The sequence below is a fragment of the Falsiroseomonas selenitidurans genome (genome assembly GCF_012103215.1).
In the GTDB taxonomy this organism is placed as follows: Bacteria; Pseudomonadota; Alphaproteobacteria; order Acetobacterales; family Acetobacteraceae; genus Falsiroseomonas; species Falsiroseomonas selenitidurans.
On record NZ_JAAVNE010000048.1, the window covers coordinates 16,929 to 39,628 of the forward strand.

19 protein-coding genes are annotated in these 22,700 nt (G+C 69.9%); 14 read left to right on the forward strand and 5 right to left on the reverse strand.

Annotated elements, in window-relative coordinates; all coding sequences use genetic code 11:
- Positions 1-23 precede the first annotated feature (23 nt).
- Positions 24-1,904: a methyltransferase gene (locus HEQ75_RS22105; RefSeq protein ID WP_168034295.1), complete on the reverse strand. Its 1,881-nt coding sequence runs from the start codon at positions 1,902-1,904 to the stop codon at positions 24-26.
- A gap of 286 nt (positions 1,905-2,190) precedes the next feature.
- Here HEQ75_RS22105 and HEQ75_RS22110 point away from each other — a divergent pair, with 286 nt between their 5' ends.
- The 9 genes from HEQ75_RS22110 to bfr all read left to right on the forward strand — a co-directional run bounded on the left by HEQ75_RS22110 (position 2,191) and on the right by bfr (position 11,222).
- Positions 2,191-3,267 (forward strand): GSCFA domain-containing protein, encoded by a 1,077-nt coding sequence (locus HEQ75_RS22110; protein ID WP_168034296.1) that lies wholly within the window; start codon positions 2,191-2,193, stop codon positions 3,265-3,267.
- Positions 3,268-3,688: 421 nt separating this feature from the next.
- On the forward strand, positions 3,689-4,705 hold the full coding sequence (locus tag HEQ75_RS22115; protein ID WP_209318704.1) for a GSCFA domain-containing protein: 1,017 nt from the start codon (positions 3,689-3,691) through the stop codon (positions 4,703-4,705).
- A gap of 168 nt (positions 4,706-4,873) precedes the next feature.
- Entirely contained in the window at positions 4,874-5,947 is a 1,074-nt protein-coding gene (locus HEQ75_RS22120) for a ligase-associated DNA damage response exonuclease (RefSeq protein ID WP_235962045.1), read from the forward strand.
- Positions 5,944-7,551, forward strand: coding sequence for a cisplatin damage response ATP-dependent DNA ligase (locus HEQ75_RS22125; protein WP_235962046.1), 1,608 nt, complete (start codon positions 5,944-5,946; stop codon positions 7,549-7,551). Before HEQ75_RS22120 ends, HEQ75_RS22125 begins: the two co-directional genes overlap by 4 nt.
- A 52-nt stretch (positions 7,552-7,603) precedes the next feature.
- Entirely contained in the window at positions 7,604-8,386 is a 783-nt protein-coding gene (locus tag HEQ75_RS22130) for an HpcH/HpaI aldolase family protein (protein WP_168034298.1), read from the forward strand.
- A 13-nt stretch (positions 8,387-8,399) separates the two neighbouring features.
- Positions 8,400-9,311, forward strand: a complete 912-nt coding sequence (locus HEQ75_RS22135) for a DMT family transporter (protein ID WP_168034299.1) — start codon at positions 8,400-8,402, stop codon at positions 9,309-9,311.
- 83 nt (positions 9,312-9,394) lie between these two features.
- Positions 9,395-10,423, forward strand: a complete 1,029-nt coding sequence (locus HEQ75_RS22140) for a Fe(3+) ABC transporter substrate-binding protein (RefSeq protein WP_168034300.1) — start codon at positions 9,395-9,397, stop codon at positions 10,421-10,423.
- A gap of 86 nt (positions 10,424-10,509) precedes the next feature.
- Entirely contained in the window at positions 10,510-10,686 is a 177-nt protein-coding gene (locus HEQ75_RS22145; protein ID WP_168034301.1) for a (2Fe-2S)-binding protein, read from the forward strand.
- A 50-nt stretch (positions 10,687-10,736) separates the two neighbouring features.
- The gene (gene bfr / locus HEQ75_RS22150; protein WP_168034302.1) at positions 10,737-11,222 is read left to right on the forward strand and encodes a bacterioferritin; all 486 of its coding nucleotides are present in this window, start codon (positions 10,737-10,739) and stop codon (positions 11,220-11,222) included.
- A gap of 61 nt (positions 11,223-11,283) precedes the next feature.
- Here bfr and HEQ75_RS22155 read toward each other — a convergent pair whose 3' ends face one another.
- The 4 genes from HEQ75_RS22155 to HEQ75_RS22170 form a co-directional block, all read right to left on the reverse strand.
- On the reverse strand, positions 11,284-12,264 hold the full coding sequence (locus HEQ75_RS22155) for an MBL fold metallo-hydrolase (protein WP_168034303.1): 981 nt from the start codon (positions 12,262-12,264) through the stop codon (positions 11,284-11,286).
- Positions 12,265-12,375: 111 nt separating this feature from the next.
- Positions 12,376-12,645, reverse strand: coding sequence for a hypothetical protein (locus HEQ75_RS22160; protein WP_168034304.1), 270 nt, complete (start codon positions 12,643-12,645; stop codon positions 12,376-12,378).
- Positions 12,646-12,697: 52 nt separating this feature from the next.
- Positions 12,698-14,371, reverse strand: coding sequence for an ABC transporter permease (locus HEQ75_RS22165; RefSeq protein WP_168034305.1), 1,674 nt, complete (start codon positions 14,369-14,371; stop codon positions 12,698-12,700).
- 182 nt (positions 14,372-14,553) lie between these two features.
- Positions 14,554-15,531 carry a 2-hydroxyacid dehydrogenase gene (locus tag HEQ75_RS22170; RefSeq protein ID WP_168034306.1) on the reverse strand — a complete coding sequence of 326 codons (978 nt, stop codon included), beginning with the start codon at positions 15,529-15,531 and terminating at the stop codon, positions 14,554-14,556.
- 111 nt (positions 15,532-15,642) lie between these two features.
- On the opposite strand from HEQ75_RS22170, the gene HEQ75_RS22175 reads away from it, so the two are divergent.
- The 5 genes from HEQ75_RS22175 to HEQ75_RS22195 all read left to right on the forward strand — a co-directional run bounded on the left by HEQ75_RS22175 (position 15,643) and on the right by HEQ75_RS22195 (position 22,534).
- Positions 15,643-16,431 (forward strand): SDR family oxidoreductase, encoded by a 789-nt coding sequence (locus tag HEQ75_RS22175; RefSeq protein ID WP_168034307.1) that lies wholly within the window; start codon positions 15,643-15,645, stop codon positions 16,429-16,431.
- Positions 16,432-16,435: 4 nt separating this feature from the next.
- Complete coding sequence (locus HEQ75_RS22180; RefSeq protein ID WP_235962047.1) at positions 16,436-17,701, forward strand: Zn-dependent hydrolase; 1,266 nt, start codon at positions 16,436-16,438, stop codon at positions 17,699-17,701.
- Positions 17,698-19,779 carry a hydantoinase/oxoprolinase family protein gene (locus tag HEQ75_RS22185; protein ID WP_168034309.1) on the forward strand — a complete coding sequence of 694 codons (2,082 nt, stop codon included), beginning with the start codon at positions 17,698-17,700 and terminating at the stop codon, positions 19,777-19,779. The genes HEQ75_RS22180 and HEQ75_RS22185 overlap by 4 nt, the downstream gene beginning before the upstream one ends.
- Positions 19,779-21,431 carry a hydantoinase B/oxoprolinase family protein gene (locus HEQ75_RS22190; protein ID WP_168034310.1) on the forward strand — a complete coding sequence of 551 codons (1,653 nt, stop codon included), beginning with the start codon at positions 19,779-19,781 and terminating at the stop codon, positions 21,429-21,431. Before HEQ75_RS22185 ends, HEQ75_RS22190 begins: the two co-directional genes overlap by 1 nt.
- Positions 21,432-21,517: 86 nt before the next feature.
- Entirely contained in the window at positions 21,518-22,534 is a 1,017-nt protein-coding gene (locus tag HEQ75_RS22195) for a serine hydrolase domain-containing protein (protein ID WP_168034311.1), read from the forward strand.
- Positions 22,535-22,700: the final 166 nt, after the last annotated feature.

Consider the following 22,700-nt stretch of genomic DNA (forward strand, 5'->3'; position numbering starts at 1 on the left):
CCGATGCTAATCGGGCCGGCCCTTCAGGAACCGGTCTCCTCGCCGCCGCCGGGCCGGCGGCCTGCGGGGTGCAGGGCGGTTCTTTGCAGGGTCAGGCCGCGTTCGGCAAGGTCGCGCAGGACCATCTCGCCCAGGCGGGTCCATTCGCGGCGGTTGCCGGCCCAATGCTCCTGCATGTCCGCGCGCAGCCTGGCGCTGCTCAGCCCGGGGTTGGCGCGCAGGTGGATCTGCCGCCAGAGGCTCTGGCCCAGGGTGCGCGATAGCTCCGCCAGATCCTCCAGCTCCACCTCCGGCAGCGCCGGCGCGGCTTCCGGCGCGGCCGGCGCCGCGGCGAAGTTCGGCATGGCAAGGCCAAGGGCGATATGCGCGCGCAGCGCCTCCGCCTCCTCCGGCCGGGCAAGCTGGGCGACCACGAACAGGTCGCGCCCGGTTTCCGACCCATCGGCCGGGTTCCAGTGGCCGGCATAGGTCACGTCGAAGCCCAGCTTTTCCAGCAGCGGCCGCACCAGGCCGAAGCTCTGGAACTCGAAGCGCGGGCAGGCCTGGCCCTGGAAGCCGAAATAGCGGCGGATGTCGGCGACCAGGCGGCCGAAGCCGGCATCGGTGGTGGCATCCGCCAGCTGCAGCACCAGCCAGCCGCCGGGGCGCAGCAGCAGCGCGGCGCTGATCCAGTAGGCCAGCTGGTACTGCATATCGACATGCACCATCGCGTCGATGCTGAACACGGCGTCGATCTCGCGCGCCAGATGCTCCCGCTCGAAGGCGGTCAGGATGCCGTCCGGGTGCACCGGGTCGATCGGCAGGAAGCCAAGCCGCCCGGCCGCCACCGGCTCCGGCAGCTTGGCGGCGGCCGCCTTCATCAGGCGGTCGCTGACATCGAAGACGGTCAGCTTCAGGGCCGGGTTGGCGCGCAGCGCCTCCGCCGTGTAGCGCGCATCGCCGACACCGATCTCCACCGCGCGGCGCCAGCTGCCGATATCCGCCATCCCGAACAGGCGCTGGCGCACGGCGGCCGCATCCGGCCGGTCCGGCGTGCCGGCCAGCGCGCGCGGGGCTTCCCGCGTCCACAGCTCGCCAAAGGATTCGGGGCGGGCGAGCGAGGGCGGCAGCGGCGCGGCGGGGTCGGCGCGCAGCGCGTCGCGATAGGCCTGGGCGCGCTCCGGATAGGCCAGGCGGGCAGAGAGATACAGGTCGCGCGGCGGCCGCCCCTCATGGTTCGACCAGGGCTCCAGCAGTTCGACCTCGAAGCCCAGCCGGCCGAGGATGGAGCGCACGGTGTCGGCCGAGAGGTACTCGAATTTCGGGCAGATGCGGCCCTGCAGCCGGTAGAATTTGCGGATGTCGCGCAGGATCTTCTGGAAGCCGCCCTGGGTGTTGGGATCGGCCAGCGTCATCAGCACGCGCCCGCCCGGCTTCAGCAGCAGCGCCGCGTTCATCCAGTAGGTGGTGAGGTAGGTGAGATCGACATGCACCATGGCGTCGATGCTGAACAGCGCATCGACCTTGCGCAGCTGTTCGGCCTCCTGCAGCAGGGTGAGGATGCCGTCCGGCTGGGTGGCGTCGATCTCGTGCAGCGACAGGCGGCCTTCGGTGACGAAGTCGCCGAGCCTGGCCGCGGTGGCGTCCAGGAAGTTGCGGGAGACGTCGAAGCCCCAGACCCGGGCGGCGGGGCCGGCGCGCAGCACCCGTTCGGTGTATTTGCCGCTGCCGCCGCCGATCTCGATCGCCGCCTTCCAGCCCTCGACCCCGGCGGGGACGAAGAGCTTGTCGAAGATGCGCTGCCAGCTGTTCTCGTTGCCCCATTCCTGGCCCGGCCAGGTCAGCCGCTGGTCTTCCTTCTGCAGGCGGGGGAAGGATTCGGCGACGTAGTTGTCCCAGAGCTGGCCATAGGTCTGCTTCTTCATCACGCCCCGCTTTGCCCCGGCCCGGCCCGGCGGCGACGCCCCGACCAGGGCGTGGGAAGGTTACCAGCCGCTTCCGGTGGATGGAAGGCGCGGCGCGGCCGCGGGAAGGCGCCCGGCGCTCGCGTTGGAGCAGTGGCGCAGTCGATGGGCAGTCGGACCCTTGCTGGGGTCCGGGTGGCTGCACGGCACTTGACCCTCAAAACGAGCGGCCGCTACGATCAGCCATGATGCAGTGCAGAAATCTGCACTGGAAGCCGGACAATTCAGCCCCGGGGGAGTATGGTCGATGAGCGATACGGCAGACGTCCCCTCGCACATGGCGGCTTATGAGCAGGACGGGAAGGTCAAAAAGACCACCTACACCTTCTTCCGAGGGACGAATTCAAATTTTCACCCGACGGATGAAAGTCTCGGAACTGACACCTTCGTCAGCACCTACTTGACCAAGGGATGGATGCCTGATGCGCCATTCGTGGACAAGTCGACGCCGATTGTGGCGTTCGGGTCCTGCTTTGCAGCCAATATCTCCAACTATCTGCATCGACGTGGTTACAACATACTAACAAAAAAGGATGACACCGCCTATGTTTCAAGCATGGGCGATGGCATCGTCAATACCTTCGCCATCCGTCAACAATTCGAATGGGCTTGGGAGAATGTAAAGCCGGATGTCGAACTCTGGCACGGCTACAAGGCGGAGACATTCGGCTACCGGGATGTCGTCAGGCTGCGGACGAAAGACCTGTTTGACCAGACAGAACTGTTTATCATTACCATGGGGCTATCCGAGGTTTGGTATGACAAACCTACGGGCGCGGTCTTCTGGCGGGCGATCCCGAAGCAGAACTATGATCCCAAGCGCCATGATTTCCGCGTCACGACCGTGTCCGAAAACCTGGAAAACATCCGGGCCATCAGGTCGTTGATTCACAGGCACAAGCCCGATGCGCGGGTGATCTTTACCCTGTCGCCGGTGCCCTTGACTGCGACCTTCCGACCGGTCTCATGCGTGTCCGCGAATTCGGTCTCCAAGGCGATTCTGCGTGCCGCAATCGACGAGTTCATGCAGACACTACCGCCAGATCTGGCGGGGACTAATTATTTCCCCAGCTACGAAATGGTTCTGAATGGCTTCGACCATCCAATGATGGAGGATCGCAAGCATCCGCATCAACATGTGCTCACCTTCAACATGAAGGCGTTCGAGCGCTATTATTGCGATGTGGGGATGAGTGATGCCGATCTGGAGGCTGCATATCAGGAAGCCCGCGCGATGGATTTAAAGGTGGCAACACAGGGTCACTTTGCTGTTCCGCGCACCATGACTCCCGCGGCAGGTGGCGCGCAGGCCCCGAAAGCCTGACGCGGCACAGCGCATTGCCTGATGGGGCGGCAAGGCTAGGCGGCGCCCTGGCACGGGCAGCGCTGCCGCTCCGGATCCGCCGGGGTCTGCTGCATCGGGGCTTGGCGGGCGAGGTAGCGCATTGTCGTAAGCCGCTCGTACTTCTGTTAAGTTCCTACACCGGCCGTGTGCCGCACCGGAGCAGAGATTGACTGATTCGCTCGAGTAGCGCTCAGCGACGTCTTGAATCCTGGCCAACGCGAGGACGGGTCTGGCCGGGAGGCGATACCCCGAATTGGACGGAGCAATATTACGAGCGGGGTGTGCGAGGAGGAGAGGATGAGGGGGCGAGGGAAAGGCCGGCTGTTTGGCTTTTGAACCTCTGGCTCCGCGAGATTAACATAGGCCCGGACGGCCAAAGGGGCGTGGCATGCAAATTCGGATGAGTGGCAGCGAGGCGCTCAAAGTCTCGATGGGCAATCCCTCGCGCGGCTGGCAGGGGACCAAAAGCTCTGCGCGGACCCGGCTTCTTGCAAATGAATTTTTCCCAATTCAGCACAAACCTAAATTCCTTCTTGACAAGAGCCAGAAATTTTTCACCGTTGGATCGTGCTTTGCCCGAGAGATTGAGTATAAGCTGGCTCCTTTGGGTGTGCCGCTATTGCTCCGGGGGCGTGGATTACAGCGGCGATACTTCAGGTCTTGGCCCCATGGTGATGATGCGCCTGGCGCGGATGCAATCTATTCGGGAGTTTTTAACAAATATACTACAGCGTCGATCGAGCACGAGTTTAAGCGGACGATCTTGCGGGAGCGGTACCCGCAGGAGGGCCTTATCGAGATTGAGGATGAGTTGTGGTTCGACCCCCACTCCAGCGGTCTGAAGAACCTGCCACTCGAACAGGCGCTAGCGAATCGGGCCATAATTGACAGCGCGATGCAGTTGGTCCGGGAAGCCGATATCGTCGTGATGACGCTTGGCCAGACGGAGGGCTGGCTCGATTCCCAAACAGGCATCGCCATGAACACGCAACCTGGGCCGGCGGCGGTGCGGCGCTTCAAGGACCGCTTCGTCTTCATCGACCACTCTTACCGAGAGACGGTCGAACAAGTGGACCGTACGATCAAGCTCATCCGCCAGGAGTGCAATCCGCGGATGCGGTTCATCGTGACCGTTTCGCCAGTACCCTTCAACTCCACCTTTCGCGCGCAGGATGTTGTCGTTGCGCATCAGGCGACCAAATCCATGCTGCGGGCCGTGGCTGAGGAGTTGTTTCGCAGCTACGAATTCGTGGATTACTTTCCGAGCTACGAGATGGTCATCAATACTGGGCGGAATCTTGCCTGGCTCGATGATCAGCTCCATGTGGATGGCGAGATGGTTCGCCACATCATGGGTACTTTCTACCAGCAGTACTATCCTGAGGCGGAGGCCGTTTCAGTGGCGCCTGCCGCCTGAGCGTCCGGGTGGCGGGCCTTCCGTTCTTCTGCCTTGCCGGCAGCGCGGCCGAGCAGACCGTCGCATCCGATGCCCAAACCGGCGTACCGCAGGGCGCCGTCAACGGCAGAGACACACACATTTCCGGAAGCTCTTGATTTTCGCGGCCACTCCGCGATCTGCTCCGTGATGCCCCACCCCGAAACCTGGATGCGCGTCACCCCGCAGGGGCTGTATTGCGCGCCCGGCGACTTTTTCATCGACCCTGCGCGCCCGGTGGCACGCGCCATCGTCACCCATGGCCATTCGGACCACGCCCGCCCGGACCACGGCGCCGTGCTGGCGAGTGCCGAGACTCTGGCCATCATGCGCACCCGCATGGGGGAAGGCCGGGCGGGGCGGGAGCAGCAGGCGCTGCGGCCCGGGGAGGCCGTCACCCAGAACAGCGTCGGGATCCGCCTGGTGCCGGCCGGCCATGTGCTGGGCTCCTGCCAGGTGGTGCTGGACTGGCAGGGCAGCCGCATCGTCGTCTCCGGCGACTACAAGCGCCGCGCCGACCCCACCTGCGCGCCCTTCGAGCCGGTGGTCTGCGACGTCTTCGTCACCGAGGCCACCTTCGCCCTGCCGGTGTTCCGCCACCCGCCGGCGGAAGCCGAGATCACCCGGCTGCTCGACAGCCTGCGGCTGTTTCCGGACCGCGCGCATCTGGTCGGCGTCTATGCGCTGGGCAAGGCGCAGCGGCTGATCGCCCTGCTGCGGCAGGCCGGCTGGGACCGCCCGATCTACCTGCATGGCGCGCTGCTGGCGCTGTGCGAGTTGTATGAGGGCCTCGGCGTGAGGCTCGGCCCGCTCGCCCCCGTGCCCAGCCCGGCGAAGCGCGGCGGGGGCGGGCTGCTGGCGGGGGAGATCGTGCTGGCGCCGCCCTCGGCCGAGGCCACCGCCTGGGTGCGGCGGCTGGCGGAGCCGGTGGTCTGCGCGGCCTCCGGCTGGATGCGGGTGCGCCAGCGGGCCAAGGCCCGCGGCGTCGAACTGCCGCTGATCGTCTCCGACCACGCGGATTGGGACGAGTTGCTGGAGACGGTGGCGGCGGTGCAGGCGCCGGAGGTCTGGGTGACGCATGGCCGCGACGACGCGCTGGTGCATGCGCTGGGGCTGCGCGGCGTGCGCGGCCGGGCGCTTCACCTGCTGGGCCGCGGCGAGGAGGAGGAGGATGCGGCGCCGCTGCCGGCCGAAGCCGCCCCGGCGGCGGAGACCGCCGGATGAGCCTGCCCGCCTTCGCCGCCCTGCTGGAACGCCTGGTCTTCACCCCCGGCCGCAATGCCAAGCTGGCCCTGCTGCGCGGCTGGTTCGCCGGGCAGCCGGACCCGGATCGCGGCATCGGCCTGGCGGCGCTGACCGGGGAACTGGCGCTGCGCACCGCCAAGCCGGCCCTGGTGCGGGAATTGGTGGCCACCCGCACCGACCCCGCGCTGTTCCGCCTGTCCTACGACTATGTCGGCGACCTGGCGGAGACCGTCGCGCTCATCTGGCCGGCCCGCGCCGGTGTGAACGCCCCGCCGCCCGGGCTGGCGGAGGTGGTGGCGGCGCTGGAGACGACGCCCAAGGCCGATCTGCCGGCGCTGCTCGCCGGCTGGCTGGATGCGCTGGATGCGACGGGGCGGCTGGCGCTGATCAAGCTGGTCACCGGCGGGCTGCGCGTCGGCGTTTCCGCCCGCCTGGCCAAGACGGCGCTGGCCGACTGGGCCGGCCAGGACGTGGCGGCGGTGGAGGAGCTGTGGCACGGCCAGCGCCCGCCCTACCTGGCACTCTTCGCCTGGGCGGAAGGGCGCGGCCCGCGCCCGGCGCAGCAGGACCTGCCGGTTTTCCGCCCGCTGATGCTGGCCCACCCGCTGGAGGCGCCGGACCTGGCGGAGATCGGGCCCTCCACCCACCGGGCGGAGTGGAAATGGGACGGCATCCGCGTGCAGCTTTCGGCCATGCCGGGCGGCAGGGCGCTGTTCTCCCGCGGGGCGGAGGACATCTCCGCCGGCTTCCCGGAGATCCTGGCGGCGATGGACTTCCACGCCGTGCTGGATGGCGAATTGCTGGTGATGCGGGATGGCGCCGTGGCGCCGTTTGCCGACCTGCAGCAGCGGCTGAACCGCAAGGTGGTGACGGCGCGGATGCAGGCGACGCACCCGGTCGGCGTGCGGCTGTACGACATGCTGTTCGACGGCGCGGAGGATCTGCGCGCGCTGCCCTTCGATGCCCGCCGTGCCCGGCTGGAAGCCTGGTTCGCCCGCACCCGCCCGGCGCGGATGGACCTTTCGGAACTCATCCCCTTCGCCAGCGTGGCGGCGCTTGAGGCGATCCGCGCCGGGGCCCGCGAGGCTGCGATCGAGGGGCTGATGCTGAAGCGCGCCGACAGCGACTACGCCGCTGGCCGGCAACGGGGAAAATGGTGGAAGTGGAAGCGCGCGCCGCTCGGCATCGATGCGGTGCTGATGTACGCCCAGCGCGGCCACGGCAAGCGCAGCAGCTTCTACTCGGACTTCACCTTCGGCCTGTGGCGCGCGGACGGGCAGGGGGGGGAGGAGCTGGTGCCGGTGGGCAAGGCCTATTCCGGCTACACCGACCAAGAATTGCTGTGGATCGACCGCTGGGTGCGCAACAACACCACCAGCCGCTTCGGCCCGGTGCGGGAGGTGGAGAAGACCCTGGTGATCGAGGTGATCTTCGACGCCGCCCAGCGCTCCGGCCGGCACAAATCCGGCGTCGCGCTGCGCTTCCCCCGCATCGCCCGGCTGCGTACCGACAAGCCGGCGGCGGAGGCGGACCGGCTGGCGACGGTGGAGGCGCTGATCGACGGCGAGGCGGCCGAGGATTGACCCCCGGCTGCCTGCATGGTGGCGTCCGCGCCACCCGGGAAGGACGCTTCGCATGGCCCTGATCCACAATCCGCTGCGCCGCCGCCTGGCCGAGGGCGGCCTGGCGCTGGGCTTCGGCGTGCAGCACCTGCGCGGCAGCGCCACCGGCATGATCGCCGCCGCCACCGGCTTCGACTGGCTGTTCATCGACATGGAACATGGCGCGATGAGCGTCCAGGATGCGGCGCAGATCGCGGTCGCCGCGCTCGGCCAGGGCATCACCCCCATCGTGCGCATCTGCAAGGATGCGCTGCATGAGGGCACGCGCTGCCTGGACAACGGCGCCATGGGCGTGGTCGTGCCGCATGTCGACAGCGCGGAGGAAGCCGCCGCGGTGGCGCGCGCCTACCGCTTCCCACCGCTGGGGGAGCGCAGCTGGGGCGGGCCGCCCTTCGCCTATGGCCTGGGCGCGGTGGACCCGGCGGTGGCGCAGGCGGAGCTGAACGCGGAGATTCTCGTTGCCGTGATGATCGAGACGCCGCAGGCGGTGGCGCAGGCCGAGGCGATCGCGGCGGTGCCGGGGGTGGATGTGCTGATGTTCGGCACCAGCGACCTGACCGCCAGCATGGGCATCCCCGGCCAGATCGGCCACCCGGATGTGCGCGCCGCCTATGCCAGGGTCGGCGCGGCCTGCGCGGCCCATGGCAAGGTGATGGGCATGGGCGGGGTGTACGACCAGCTGGTGGCGCCGGACTACATCCGCCTCGGCGCGCGCTTCATCCTGGGCGGCAACGATCACGGCTTCGTCATGTCCGGCGCCCAGGCCCGCGCCGCCTTCCTGCGGGGGCTGGCCTGATCCAGCCGCGCGCATGAGCGGGCGGGAGACTGCCGGCGAGCATCCGCTTTGGGGCATCGCGCTGCGGCTCGGGGCCACCATGCTGTTCGCGGTGATGTCGCTGTTCGTGCGCCTGGCCTCGGCCGAGGCGCCGGTCGGGCAGATCGTCTTCCATCGCAGCTTCTGGGCGCTGCTGCCGGTGCTGCTGTATCTGGCCTGGCGGCGGCAATTGCCGCAGGGCTTCCGCACGCGCCACCCGCTGGGCCATGTCCGGCGCAGCATCTTCGGCTGCGCCTCCATGTTCTTCTCCTTCCTGTCGTTGTCCCTGCTGCCGCTGGCGCTGGCCACCTCGTTGAGCTTCCTGGCGCCGCTGCTGGCGGTGCCGGCGGGCATCCTGTTCCTGCGCGAAAGGCCGGGCGCGCTGGTGGGTGCCGCCGCCCTGGCCGGCTTCGGGGGCGTGCTGCTGATGCTGGCCCCGGCCTTCGTCGGGCCGCGGCTGGACCAGGCAACGCTGATCGGCGTCGCCGCCGGGCTCGCCACCGCGGCGACCACCCTGGCGGCGCGGGTCGAGGTGAAGCGGCTGACCGCGACGGAACTGCCGGGCACCATCGCGCTGTATTTCTCCCTGGTCTGCGCGCTGGGCGGGCTGGCCACCTGGCCCCTCGGCTGGGCGGTGGTCAGCCCCACCGGCTTCATCTGGCTCATCGGCGCCGGCCTGGCCGGCGGCCTCGCGCATATCTGCATGACCGAGGCGGTGGCGCGGGCACCGATCTCGCTGCTGGCGCCCTTCGAATACACGGCGTTGATCTGGGCGGTGCTGCTGGACCTGCTGGTCTTCGGCCTGCTGCCGGTGCCGCTCAGCATGGCGGGCGCCGGGCTGGTGGTGCTGGCCGCCCTGACGGTGGCCTTCGCGGATCGCCTGGGGGGCAGGCGGAAGCGCGGCTGAGGCCGGCGCATGTTCGCTTGCGAACGCTTCGCAGTTGCGCTATCCGGGGGTCACAACGCCACGTCGAAAAGGGCAACCCAGCAATGCGCCGCCGCCATCTGCTCACCCTCCTGCCGGCCCTCGGCCTGCTGGCCCAGGCCGCCACCGCCCAGGCGCAGGAGCTGAACATCTACTCCTCCCGCCACTACGACACGGACCGGGAATTGTATGACGGCTTCACGCGGGAGACGGGCATTCGCATCCGCCTGATCGAGGGGGATGCCGACCAGCTGATCCAGCGCATCCGCACCGAGGGCGCGAACAGCCCGGCCGATGTGCTCATCACCGTGGATGCCGCCCGCCTGGCGCGGGCGAAGGAGGCCGCGGTGCTGGCGCCAATCCGCAGCGCGGTGCTGGAATCCCGCATCCCCGCCAATCTCCGTGACCCGGAGGGCTATTGGTTCGGCGTCTCCAAGCGCGCCCGCGTCATCATGTATGACCGCCAGGCCGGCAGGCCGGAGGGTCTGAACCGCTTCGAGGATCTGGCCGATCCGCGCTTCCGCGGCCAGATCTGCGTCCGTTCCTCCTCCCACCCCTACAACACCTCCCTCACCGGTTCGGTGCTGGCCGCCAATGGGCCGGAAGCGACGGAGGCCTGGGCGCGGGGCGTGGCGGCCAACATGGCCCGTCCACCGCAGGGTGGCGATCGCGACCAGTTCCGCGCCATTCCGTCCGGCCAGTGCAGGATCGCCATCGCCAACACCTACTACCTGGGCGGCATGGCGACATCCGCCCGCGCCGAGGACCGGGCGATCGCGGAGCGCATCGGGGTGATCTTCCCGAACCAGGGCGCGGGCGACCGTGGCGCGCATGTGAACATCTCCGGCGCCGGCGTGGTGCGCACCGCGCCCAATCCGGAAGCGGCGCGTCGCTTCATCGAATACCTGACCAGCGTCCGCGCGCAGGAGATCTTCGCCGTGGGCAACATGGAATACCCGGTGGTCGAGGATGCGCCGGTTCACCCGGTGCTGGCCGCCTTCGGCGATTTCCGCGAGGACCAGCTGAACGCCGGGACCTATGGCGCGAATGCCGCCGGGGCGCTGCGCATCATGCAGCGCGCCGGCTGGCGCTGAGCCACGCCTTCGCCCTCCGCCGGCGGCAGGCCGGCGGAGGGGCTTGATCGAATTTCAGTGCCAGGACTGCGAAAAGGGCGGGCTGGATGTATATCTGCCTCTGCAATGCGCTGACGGACAAGCAGATCGCCGCGGTGGTGGCGGCGGGGGCGGGCCGTCCGCATGATGTCTATGCGGCTTGCGGCTGCCGCGCCCAGTGCGGCGGCTGCACGGGGACCATCCTGTCGATGGTCCGCGAGGGAAGCGGCAGCGGCGGCAAGTAGCCGCGGCCGCGCCCCTGGCCAGCCAACCGGTTGGACGAGGAAAGCGGCCCGTGCGCGACGCCAAGGTCATCGAATACCTGAACACCCAGCTCACCAACGAACTGACCGCGATCAACCAGTATTTCCTGCACTCCCGGACCCTGCGGCATTGGGGCGTCACCAAGCTGGCGCGCAAGGAATACGAGGAGTCGATCGAGGAGATGAAGCACGCGGACTGGCTGATCGAGCGCATCCTGTTCCTCGGCGGCCTGCCCAATGTGCAGCGGCTGAACCAGGTGCTGATCGGCCAGAACGTGCAGGAAATCCTCGAATGCGACCTGAAGCTCGAGGAAAAGGCCCTGGTCGACCTGCGCGACGGCATCGCCCATGCCGAATCCGTGCGCGACTACGTCTCCCGCGACCTGATGCTGAAGATCCTGGCGAATGAGGAGGAGCACGAGGATTTCCTCGACCGCCAGTTCGACCTGATCCGCCAGATCGGCATCGAGCGCTACATCCTGCTGAACAGCGACGCGGCGCCCGACCAGCATGATTGAGGCACCCGGCGGCAGCGCCGGGCCGGGGTGAAGGGCGCCGGGCGCCGGCCCGGCGCCCGCCTCAGCCCCAGGTCCAGGGGCTGGGGGTCCAGGCATAGCCCTGGCCGGCGGCCTCGACATGGCCAAGGCCGGGCCAGGGGAAGTGGTAGGCCAGCAGTTCCAGCCGCTCCCGCGCCGCCATCTCCAGCGTCCGCCGGCGCGTCTCCGCGGCCAGCGCCGGGTCGCTGTCGAAGGCGAAGGGCCAGTCGGGGCGGCGCAGCGCCAGCACATGGTGGTTGGCGACGTCGCCCAGCACCAGCAGGCGGCGCCCGCCATCCTCCAGCAGGAAGCTGGCATGGCCGATGGTGTGGCCCGGCGTCGGCACCGCGCGGATGCCCGGCACCAGCTCCGCCCCCGGCGGCATCAGGGTGAACCTCTCCCGCCGCGGCAGGAACAGGGCGCGCGTGCCGGCGACGAAGTCGCGGATCGGCGCCGGCTGGGCGAGCATCGCCTCATCCGTCCAGGCCGCGAAGTCGCGCGCCGTGATGGCGTAGCGGGCATTGGGGAAGATGTCGGCGCCGGCGGCATCGGCGATGCCCCAGCTATGGTCCGGATGGGCGTGGGTGAAGGCCACCAGGTCGATCTCGGCGGGCTCGATGCCGGCGGCGCGCAGCGCCTGGGCGATGCGCCCGGTGCCCGGCCCGAACAGCGGCTGCGGGCCGACGCCGGCATCCAGCAGGATCAGCGCCCGCCCCGTATTCACCACCAGGCAGTTGAGCTGCACCGGCAGCGAATCGGTGGCGAGGAAGGCGGCGCGCAACGCCTGCTCCACCTGTTCCGGCGTTGCCACCCCGGCGCCGAAGGTCGGGTGCGGCGGGGCCAGGGCGATCGCGCCATCCGAGACGACGGTGCATTCGAAGCCGCCAAGCCGGAAGCGGTACCAGGCCGCGACCTGGCCGCCGCGCTGCGGGGCGGCGGCGAAGCCGGCGCCCGGCCGGGCGAGCAGCCCTGCGCCGAGCGAAGCCCCAAAGGCGGCGCGCAGGCCGCTGCGTCGTGTCAGCATGGTCGGCTGATCCCTGTGCGGAGGCGCGGACGCATCCCGCGCTGCGCCGAGATGGGTGTTCGATGCGGTGCGGGAAAGCGGCGCCACCGAAACGTCATGCGGGGCGCGCGGTCAGGCCCCCAGCGCGCGGGCGATCGCCTCGCCTTCTGCCGCCGTGGTGCCGCGCCCCGGCGCCCGCCCGGCGCGGTGGTACCAGTAGCCGGCATTGGCCAGGTCGCCCTCGATGCGGTGCAGCCAGCCATGCACCCAGGCGCCATGCGGGCCGGGGTCGGCCTGGGCCAGCGCATGCGCTGCCGCCCATTCGCCGCGCAGCCCGTGCCAAAGGGCCCGCAGCAGGGGCTCCTCGGGGGGCTCGGTCCGGTCGCGCAGGGGCAGGCTCATGCGGGGGAGATGGGGTGGCCGGTGCGCGAGGCCAAGCGCGGCCCCTCCAAGCTCAGCCCCGCCGCATCCCGCGCACCAGCACCGCCACCGGCAGCAGCCCGACCAGCACGATGAGCAGCGCGGCCGTGGAGGCCTCCGCCAGCCGCTCGTCGGAGGCCAAATTGTGCACCCGCACCGCCAGCGTGTCGAAATCGAAGGGCCGGACGATGAGGGTGGCCGGCAGTTCCTTCATCGTGTCGACGAAGACCAGCACGGCGGCGGTCACCAGCGCGCCGCGCGCCAGCGGCAGTTCCACCGCGCGCACCGCCTGGCCCGGCGTGCGGCCCAGAACGCGGGCCGCGCCGAACAGGCTGGGCCGGATCCGCGCCAGCCCGGATTCGACAGCGGACAGCGCCACGCCCAGGAAGCGCACCAGATAGGCGAAGACCAGGGCGGCGATGCTGCCGGACAGCAGCAGCCCGGTGGAGACGCCGAAACGCGCCCGCATCCAGGCATCCAGCGCATTGTCGAACAGCGCGAAGGGCACCAGCGCGCCCACCGCGATGACCGATCCCGGCAGCGCATAGCCCAGCGCCGCGACGCGATTGCCCAGGGCGCGCAGGCGGGAAGGGTGCAGCCGCTGTGCCCAGGCCAGCAGCGCCGCCAGCAGCACCGCCAGCACCGCCGTCAAAGCCGCAAGCGTGATGCTGTTCAGCGCAAAGGGCACGGTGCGCCGCGCATCCAGCGGATCGCCCGCCTGGATCATCAGCATCAGCAACGTGCCGGCGGGAATGCCGAAGCCCAGCAGCACCGGGAAGAAGCAGGCCAGGATCGCCACTGCCTGCCGCCAGCCATGCAGCACCACCGGCCGCAGCGGCGGGTTGCGCGTGGTGGTCGGGTGGAAGCGCCGGCCACCGCGGGAGGCATGCTCCGCCAGCAGCAGCAGCGCCACCAGCCCCATCAGCGCGGTGGCGAGTTGCGCCGCCGCCGGGCGATCCGCCAGGCCGAACCAGGCATCATAGATGCCGGTGGTGAAGGTGCGCACGGCGAAATGCTGCACCGTGCCGAAATCCGCCAGCGTCTCCATCAGCACCAGCGCCACGCCGGCCGCGAGTGCCGGGCGCGCCATCGGCAGCGCCACATGCAGGAAGGTGCGCGGCAGCCCATGCCCGAGGGTGCGGGAGGCTTCGAGCAGGCAGACGCTCTGCTGCAGGAAGGCGCTGCGGCACAGCAGGTAGACATAGGGGTAGAGCACCGCGGCCAGCATCAGCGCGGCGCCCGGCAGGCTGCGGATCTCGGGGAACCAGTACTGGCCCCAGCGCAGGCCGGTGGCTTCCCGCAGCAGGGATTGCACGGGGCCGGCAACGTCCAGCAGCCAGACATAGGTATAGCCGCAGACATAGGCGGGCATCGCCATCGGCAGCAGCAGCGCGATCTCCAGCAGGCCGCGGCCGCGGAAGTCGCAGGCGGCGACCAGCCAGGCGGTGCTGGCGCCCATGCTGGCCGCCAGCACCCCGACCAGCAGGGCCAGCAGCACCGAATTGCCCAAGAGGTCCGGCAACAGGGTGTGCAGGATATGCCCCTGGTCCGCCCCCGGCGGCGCGGCGGCCGTCACCAGGACCGAGGCCAGGGGGGCGGCGATCAGCAGCGCGGCGAGCAGCGAGATCCAGGCCCAGGCCGGGGCCATGCGGCGGCTGCGGGGCGGACCCGGCCGCTGCCGGTCGGCGGGAAAGCCGGCAATCGACATGCGCTGCTCAGCGGGCCAAGGGGTTGGCGCGTGCGGCGGGGGATCGTCTCGGGGGCATGGCGGTTTCCTTCGGCGCGCGCCGGTGGTTTGGCGCCGCCACCGCCGCGTGTCGAGGCCGGCCGCTCAGGATTGCCGGCGCTTCCTCCCGCGGCGGCCGCGCCCCGTCCCGGGGATGCGGGGGGTCAGCCCACCGCGTCGGGCGCCGCCTCGCCGCGCAGCAGCACCGCATCGAGATTGTCCAGCGCGCGGCGGCCCATGGCGTCGCGCGTCTCCAGGGTGGCGCTGCCGAGATGCGGCAGCAGCGCCACGCTCTCCAGCCCCAGATAGCCCGGGAACACCTTCGGCTCCCCGTCATACACATCGAGCCCCGCGGCGCGGATATGGCCGGCGGTCAGCGCCGCGACCAGCGCCGCATCGTCCACCGATCCGCCGCGGCCGGTGTTGATCACGATGGCGCCGGGCTTCATCCAGCCGAGCCGCTCCGCGTTCAGCCACCGCCGCGTCGCCTCGCCGCCCGGCATGTGCATGGACAGGATGTCGATGGCGGAGAGGAATTCGCGGTCGTCGCCGTGGAAGGTGGCGCCCTGTTCCAGCTCGGGCGGCGCGCGCCGCAGATCGCGGTAGTGGATCTCCATCCGGAAGCCGCGCGCCATCGCCGCCAGTTCACGGCCGATGCGGCCGAAGCCGGCGATGCCGAGGCGCTTGCCCTCCAGCGTCACGCCCATCAGCTGCGTCGGCGCCCAGCCCTCCCACGCCCCGGCGCGGACCATCCGCTCGCCCTCGCCGGCGCGGCGGGCCGCCATCAGCATCAGGGTGAAGGCGCATTCGGCGGTGGCGAAGGACAGCACCTCCGGCGTGTTGGTCACGGTGATGCCGCGCGCGCGGGCGGCGGCGATGTCGATATGGTCGGTGCCGACGGAGAAGGTGGCGATGACCTTCACGCTGTCCGGCAGGGCGGTGATGGTGGCCGCGCCCATCGGGTCGCCGGCGGCGCAGAACACGCCGGCGGCGCCGGTCTCCGTCGCGCGCCGCGCGATCTCCGCGCCATCGCGGTACCAGGGGGTGTCGGCGCTGTTCAGCCGGGCGTCATAGTCGCGCGCGCAGCGGGCCTCGATCGCCTCCGGCAGGCGGCGGGTCAGCAGCAGGACGGGCTTGGGCATGGCGGACGGGTCCCCGGCAGGTTTCGGCCTTGGTAGCAGAGCCGGCCCGGCTTGCCAGCCGGGGCGGCTGGTTGCAGGTTCGCCCGCCAATGCCGAGTAGGGAACAAAGACATGGATCTGGGTCTGAAGGGCAAGCGCGCCCTGGTGATGGGCGCCTCCAAGGGCCTCGGCCGGGCGATCGCGGACAGCCTGGCGGCCGAAGGCGCGGCGCTGGTGGTCAGCGGCCGCGACCAGGCGAAGCTGGATGCGGTGGCCGGAGAGCTGAAGGCGGCCGGCGCCAGCGCCGCCTTCGGCGTGCCCGCCGATGTGGGCAGCGCGGCGGATATGGACCGGCTGGCGGATGAGGCGGTGCGCCTGCTGGGCGGCGTGGATATCCTGGTGCTGAACCATGGCGGCCCGCCGCCGGGCTCCGCGCTCGAGATCACGGAAGCGCAGCTGGCGGAGTGGTTCCCGAAGATCGTGCTGCACCCGATCCGCATCGCGACGCGCCTGCTGCCGGCGATGCGGGCGCAGAAATGGGGGCGGATCATCACGGTGGGGTCCACCGGCATGGTTCAGCCGATTCCCAACCTCGCCATCTCCAACATCCTGCGGGCGGCGATCGTCGGCTGGAACAAGTCGCTGTCGGCCGAGGTGGCGAAGGAGAACATCACCTGCAACATCCTCGCCCCCGGCGCCATCCTGACGGACCGGCAGAAGGAGACGCAGGGCGCCATCGCCGCCAAGCGCGGCATCCCGGTGGAGGCGGTGATGGAGGAACGCGCGGCCAGCATCCCGGCCGGGCGCATCGGCCGGGCCGAGGAATTCGGCCCGCTCGGCGCGTTTCTTGCCTCGGACCACGCCGCCTACATCACCGGCAGCATCCTGCGGGTGGATGGCGGGATCATGCGGGGATTCTGAGCAGATGCTGCCCAACCTGACGCCGGATGTGGCGCTGGCCGAAAGGCTGTTCGCCGAATTGCGGGAGGCGTCCTTCGACGGCGTCGGCATCACCCGCGACGCCTATGGCCCGGGCGAGCGGCGCGCGCATGCGATCGTGCGCGCGGCGGCGGAAGGCGTCGGGTTGGCATGCCGCACGGACCCGGTGGGCAACCTGCTGATGACCCTGCCGGGCGCCGACCGCGCCGCGAAGCGCGTGGTGCTCGGCAGCCATCTGGACAGCGTGGCGGAGGGTGGCAATTTCGACGGCGCCGCCGGCGTGCTGTGCGGGCTGGCGGCCGTGGCCGGCATGAAGCGCGCCGGCTTCGTGCCGGGCCGCGACGTGACGGTGGTGGCGGTGCGGGCGGAGGAGGCGGGCAGCTGGTTCCCCATCTCCTACCCCGGCTCGCGCGGCGCGCTCGGCCTGCTGAAGCCCGAGGAATTGCAGGTGAAGCGGCAGGACAATGGCCGTTCGCTCGCCGATCACATGCGCGACGAGGGTTTCTCGCCTGATTTCGTGGAGCATGGCGGCAAGACCTTTTCGCCCGACGACACTGCGGCCTTCCTGGAACTGCATATCGAGCAGGGGCCGGTGCTGGAAGGGCAGGGGGTGCCCGTCGGCATCGTCACCGGCATCCCCGGCACGCGGCGGCTGCGCGCGGCGCGCGTGCTGGGGGAGTACAACCATTCCGGCGCCACGCCCCGCCGCTACCGGCGCGATGCGGCGATTGCGCTGGCGGAGCTCGCGCATCGCGTCGATGATCGCTGGCTGGCGCTGGAGGCGATGGGCCACGCCATGGTCGTCACCTTCTGCGTCATGGGCACGACGGAGGAGGCCGGCTTCACCAAGATCGCCGGCGAGGCGCGCTTCCAGCTCGATGTGCGCAGCGTGAACCCGCGCAGCTGCGACCTGCTGATGGAGACGCTGTACGAGGCGGTGCCGGAGATCGAGGCGCGGCGCGGCGTGCGCTTCGAACTCGGCGCCGAGACCACCAGCCGCGCGGCGCCGATGGATGAAGCGATCCGCGCCGGCCTGGCTTCGGCCGCCGACGCGCTGGGCATCCAGCATCTGGCGATGGCCAGCGGCGCCGGCCACGACGCGGCCGCCTTTGCCATGGCGGGCATCCCGAGCGGGATGATCTTCGTCCGCAACCAGAATGGCAGCCACAATCCGAAGGAAGCGATGCGGATGGACGATTTTGCGGATGCGTGCGCGGTGGTGACGCGTTGGGCGAGCGAGGTCGCGCAGTGACCGTTGCGGCGCGCCTTGCCGTCGATATCGGCGGCACCTTCACCGATGTGGCCGTCGAGCGCGATGGGGAACGCTGGACCGGCAAGGTGCTCACCACGCCGCATGCGCCGGAGCTTGGCGTGCTGGATGGCGTGAAGCTGGTGATGGACAAGGCCGGGCTGACGCCGGGCGATGTCGCGCTGGTCATCCACGGCACCACCCTCGCCACCAATGCGATCATCGAGCGCAAGGGTGCGAAGACCGCGCTGCTGACGACCGAGGGTTTCCGCGACGTGCTCGCGCTGGGCAATGAGTCCCGCTACGATCAGTACGACCTCAACATCGACCTGCCGCAGCCGCTGATCCCGCGCCGCTGGCGCCTGACGGTGCCGGAGCGGCTGGACAATGAGGGCCACATCCTGCTGAAGCTGGACGAGGCCGCGCTGCGCGCGCAGGTGGCGGTGCTGCGGGCGGAAGGGATCGAGAGCCTGGCCATCGGCTTCCTGCATGCCTTCGTGAACCCGGCGCATGAAAAGCGCGCCGCCGCCATTGTGCAGGCGATGTGGCCGGAACTGCCCATCTCGCTGTCCTCCGAGGTCTCGCCCGAGATGCGGGAGTGGGAGCGTTTCTCCACCACCGCCGCCAATGCCTATGTGCAGCCGCTGATGGCGAGCTACCTGCGGCGGCTGGAGAAGGGCCTGAAGGAAGGCGGCTTCGGCTGCCCGCTGTTCATGATGCTGTCGGGTGGCGGCCTGACCACGCTGGAGACCGCGGCACGCTTCCCGATCCGCCTGGTGGAATCCGGGCCGGCGGGTGGCGCAATCTTCTCCGCCCATGTGGCGAAGCAGCGCGGCTGGGAGAAGGTGCTGTCCTTCGACATGGGCGGCACCACGGCCAAGGTGTGCCTGATCGACGATTTCGCGCCGCAGGCGTCCCGCACCTTCGAAGTGGCGCGCGTCGGCCGCTTCAAGAAGGGCTCCGGCCTGCCGCTGCGGATTCCGGTGATCGAGATGGTGGAGATCGGCGCGGGCGGCGGCTCCATCGCGCATCTCGATGCCCTCGGGAGAATCCAGGTGGGGCCGGAAAGCGCGGGCGCCGATCCGGGGCCGGCCTGCTATGGCCGTGGCGGCGACAAGCCGGCGGTGACGGATGCGAACCTCTCGCTCGGCCGGTATGAGCCCGACCTGTTCGCGGGCGGCGCGCTGAAGCTGCATGTGCAGCCGGCACTCGATGCGCTGGAGGCGCATGTGGGCCGCGGGCTGGGGCTGGCGCCGGAAATGGCGGGGCTCGGCGTGGTCGAGATGGTGGATGAGAACATGGCCAATGCGGCGCGTGTCCATGCCATCGAATCCGGCAAGGGCTATGGCGGCCGCGGCATCATCGCCTTCGGCGGCGGCGGGCCGGTGCATGGCTATCGCGTGGCGGAGAAGATCGGCGTGGACCGCGTGCTGGTGCCCTCCGGCGCCGGCGTCGGTTCCGCGATCGGCTTCCTGCGCGCGCCGGTGGGCTATGAGGTGGTGAAGTCCCTCTACCAGCGGTTCCGCACCTTCGACGTCAACGCGGTGAATGCGCTGCTGGCCGAGATGTCGGCGGAGGCGTCGCGCGTTGTCGCGGAAGGCTCCTTCGGTGCGCCGACCGAGGAGCACCGCATCGCCTTCATGCGCTATGTGGGCCAGGGCCATGAGATCAACGTGGCGCTGCCCGCGCGGCCGCTGACGGTGCAGGACGTGGCCGCGATCCGCGCAGCCTATGACGCCGAATACACGCGCTTCTACGACCGGCCGGTGCCGGGCAGCGATGTGGAGATTCTGTCCTTCGCCGTGACGGTCGCGACGGTGGCGGATGCGGTGGAGCCGGTGGCGCCTGTCGCCGACGCCCCCGCGCCCGCGCCGATCCGCGTGCAGCAGGTGCGCGACACGGCGACCGGCCAGGTGGCGCCGTGGCAGGTCTATGACCGCGCCGAAATGCCCCCCGGCGCCACCGTGCCCGGCCCCTGCATCGTCGCGGAAGCCGAGACCAGCACGCTGGTAGGCCCCGGCTGGCGCTGCCGCGTCGACGGCCTTGGCTATCTCGAACTCACCCGCGGGGAGGCTGCGTGATGTCGGACGCACTGACAAAGATCCAGCAGCAGATCCAGTGGAACCGCCTGATCGCGGTGGTGGAGGAACAGGCGCAGATCATGATCCGCACCGCCTTCTCCACCACGGTGCGGGAAGCCGGTGACCTTTCGGCCGGCGTGTTCGATCTGCAGGGCCGCATGCTGGCGCAGGCCGTCACCGGCACGCCGGGGCACGTCAATTCCATGATGGAATCGGTCGGCCATTTCCTGGCGAAATTCCCGGCCGAGACGATGAGGCCGGGCGACCACTACATCACCAACGACCCCTGGCTCGGCACCGGGCACCTGCACGACCTCACCGTCGTCACGCCCGCCTTCCAGCGAGGCCGGATCGTCGGCCTGTTCGCCAATACCGCCCATGTCATCGATGTCGGCGGCCTCGGTATGGGCCCCGAGGGGCGCAGCGTCTTCGAGGAGGGGCTGTATATCCCCATCGTGAAGTGCTTCGACCAGGGCAGGCCGAACGAGACGCTGTTCGACTTCGTCCGCGTCGGCACCCGCACGCCGGTGGAGTTGGAGGGCGACATCTACTCCCTCTGCGCCTGCAACGATGCCGGCGCCAAGCGGCTGGTGGAGATGCTGGACGAGTTCGGCATGGACAGCCTGGACCCGCTGGCCAGCTACATCTTCGACAGCTCGCTGAAGGCGACGCTGGAGGAAATCGCCAAGCTGCCGCAGGGCACCTACGGCGCCCAGATCACCTCGGACGGCTACGAAGCCCCCGTCACGCTGAAGGCGGCGATGACGGTGAAGGCGGATGAGATCGTGGTGGATTATGCCGGCACCTCCGGCCTTTCGGGGCGCGGCATCAACGTCCCGGCCTCCTATTGCCGCGCCTATTCCTGCTTCGGCATCAAGGTGGTGGTCGCGCCCGAGATCCCGAACAACTGGGCCTCGCTCGCACCCTTCCGCATGGAGATCCCGGAGGGCTGCATCCTCAACGCGCCAAGGCCCTATCCCGTCTCCGTCCGCCATGTGGTGGGCCAGCTGCTGCCCGACCTGATGATGGGCTGTCTGCACCAGGCGGTGCCGGATCGGGTGACGGCGGAGGGCTCCTCCGCCCTGTGGAACCCGCCCTTGCGCGGCGGCGCCCAGGTCTCGGGGGCGGCGGCGGAGCTGCCGGATTTCGAGATCATCACCTTCAACTCCGGCGGCACCGGCGCGCGCCCTACCAAGGACGGCATGGACGGCACCGCCTTCCCCTCCGGCGTGCGCACCATGCCGGTGGAGGCGACCGAAAACGTCGCGCCGGTGATCTTCTGGCAGAACCAGATCCGCGAGGGCTCGGCCGGCGCCGGCCGCACCCGTGGCGGCTTCGGCAAGGTCATGGAGATCGGCACCAAGGGCGAGGCCGAATTCGCCGTGAACGCCATCTTCGACCGCGTGGCGAATGCACCCAAGGGCCGCGATGGCGGTGGCGATGGCGCCGCCGGCTGGGTCGGCCACACCGATGGCACCATCATCCGCACCAAGGGTTTTCAAATTGTCCCCAAGGGCAAGCGCCTGCTGCTGAACCTGCCCGGCGGTGGCGGCATGGGCGATCCGAAGCAGCGCGACCGGGCGCTGGTGCAGCGTGACGTGGCGGATGGGCTGATCAGCCCGGCGCAGGCGAAGGCGCTGTACGGCGCCTGAACCGTTGCGGACTGGCAGCCTTTTCAAGGTGTAACCGGCCGCCCCTCGGGCCTTGGGGTGTGCGCCCCAAGGCCCAGATCAGCAGGATGATCCTGATCCCCCGTCGCGCCGTGCTTGGCGCCGGCCTGGCCACCCCGCTGCTGGCGAGGCCGGCGCCGGCGCGCGCCCAGGCCACGCGCCTGGCCGAGGGACTGGCCCGCGCCGCCGCCACCCCCGGCCTGCGCAGCCTGATCGTCGCGCAGAACGGCGTGCCGCTCGCGGCACACGCCTTCGCCGGCGGCGGGCTCGACCGGCCCGCGAACATCAAATCCGCCTCCAAGACCATCCTGGCGACGCTGGTCGGCATCGCGCTGCAGCGTGGCGTGTTCCGCGACCTGGACCAGCCCGTGGCGCCGCTGCTGGCCGGGCGCATCCCGCCGGATGCGGACCCCGCGGTGCGGCAGATCACGCTGCGCCACCTGCTCTCCATGCGGGCGGGGCTGGAGCGCACCTCCGGCGCCAATTACGGCGCCTGGGTCGCCAGCCGGGACTGGGTGCGGGATGCGCTGGGCCGGCCGATGGTGGACCGGCCGGGCGGGGCGATGCTGTATTCCACCGGCACCTCCCACATCCTCGGCGCCGCCCTGGCGCGGGCCAGCGGCCGCAGCCTGCGCGACCTGGCGCAGGATTGGCTGTTCGAGCCGCTTGGCCATCGCATCGGCGACTGGGCGCGGGACCCGCAGGGGCTGCATTTCGGCGGCAACCAGATGGCGCTTTCGCCCCGCGCCCTGCTGGCCTTCGGCGAATGCTGCCGCCAGGGCGGCCGGCATGCGGGCCGCCAGATCATCCCCGAGGCCTTCCTGCGCGAGGCCTGGGTGCCGCAGGCGCGGTCCCCCTGGTCCGGCCAATCCTATGGCCTGGGCTGGTGGATCGCGGAGGCGGAGCGCCAGAAGGTGGTCTATGCCTGGGGCTATGGCGGGCAGATGCTCTACATCCTGCCGGGGCTGGACCTCACCGTGGTGATGATCTCCGACCCCGACGTGCCGCGCCGCAGCGGCCAGGTGCAGACGCGCCACGCCCTTCTGGTGGAGGCGATCCTGCCCGCCTTCACGGAGGCGAGCTGAGCTTGAAGCATTTTCAAGCCTTGCGGCTATGCAAGGCCACTCGGAAAATGCTTCGAGACAATAAGCTAGTGGTTTGATCGATGTTGATGATTCCCATGCTGGCCTGGACCTGCGAGTCTGGGCGCATGAGGGAAGGCGTTGAGGTCCGGCTTCGTCCGGGCGACCG

Bases quoted from the DNA above. Each gene is read 5' to 3' on its own strand.
- HEQ75_RS22105 (WP_168034295.1), bottom strand. From the start codon at position 1,904: ATGAAGAAGCAGACCTATGGCCAGCTCTGGGACAACTACGTCGCCGAA.
- HEQ75_RS22110 (WP_168034296.1), top strand. From the start codon at position 2,191: ATGAGCGATACGGCAGACGTCCCCTCGCACATGGCGGCTTATGAGCAG.
- HEQ75_RS22115 (WP_209318704.1), top strand. From the start codon at position 3,689: ATGAGTGGCAGCGAGGCGCTCAAAGTCTCGATGGGCAATCCCTCGCGC.
- HEQ75_RS22120 (WP_235962045.1), top strand. From the start codon at position 4,874: ATGCCCCACCCCGAAACCTGGATGCGCGTCACCCCGCAGGGGCTGTAT.
- HEQ75_RS22125 (WP_235962046.1), top strand. From the start codon at position 5,944: ATGAGCCTGCCCGCCTTCGCCGCCCTGCTGGAACGCCTGGTCTTCACC.
- HEQ75_RS22130 (WP_168034298.1), top strand. From the start codon at position 7,604: ATGGCCCTGATCCACAATCCGCTGCGCCGCCGCCTGGCCGAGGGCGGC.
- HEQ75_RS22135 (WP_168034299.1), top strand. From the start codon at position 8,400: ATGAGCGGGCGGGAGACTGCCGGCGAGCATCCGCTTTGGGGCATCGCG.
- HEQ75_RS22140 (WP_168034300.1), top strand. From the start codon at position 9,395: ATGCGCCGCCGCCATCTGCTCACCCTCCTGCCGGCCCTCGGCCTGCTG.
- HEQ75_RS22145 (WP_168034301.1), top strand. From the start codon at position 10,510: ATGTATATCTGCCTCTGCAATGCGCTGACGGACAAGCAGATCGCCGCG.
- HEQ75_RS22155 (WP_168034303.1), bottom strand. From the start codon at position 12,264: ATGCTGACACGACGCAGCGGCCTGCGCGCCGCCTTTGGGGCTTCGCTC.
- HEQ75_RS22160 (WP_168034304.1), bottom strand. From the start codon at position 12,645: ATGAGCCTGCCCCTGCGCGACCGGACCGAGCCCCCCGAGGAGCCCCTG.
- HEQ75_RS22165 (WP_168034305.1), bottom strand. From the start codon at position 14,371: ATGTCGATTGCCGGCTTTCCCGCCGACCGGCAGCGGCCGGGTCCGCCC.
- HEQ75_RS22170 (WP_168034306.1), bottom strand. From the start codon at position 15,531: ATGCCCAAGCCCGTCCTGCTGCTGACCCGCCGCCTGCCGGAGGCGATC.
- HEQ75_RS22175 (WP_168034307.1), top strand. From the start codon at position 15,643: ATGGATCTGGGTCTGAAGGGCAAGCGCGCCCTGGTGATGGGCGCCTCC.
- HEQ75_RS22180 (WP_235962047.1), top strand. From the start codon at position 16,436: ATGCTGCCCAACCTGACGCCGGATGTGGCGCTGGCCGAAAGGCTGTTC.
- HEQ75_RS22190 (WP_168034310.1), top strand. From the start codon at position 19,779: ATGTCGGACGCACTGACAAAGATCCAGCAGCAGATCCAGTGGAACCGC.
- HEQ75_RS22195 (WP_168034311.1), top strand. From the start codon at position 21,518: ATGATCCTGATCCCCCGTCGCGCCGTGCTTGGCGCCGGCCTGGCCACC.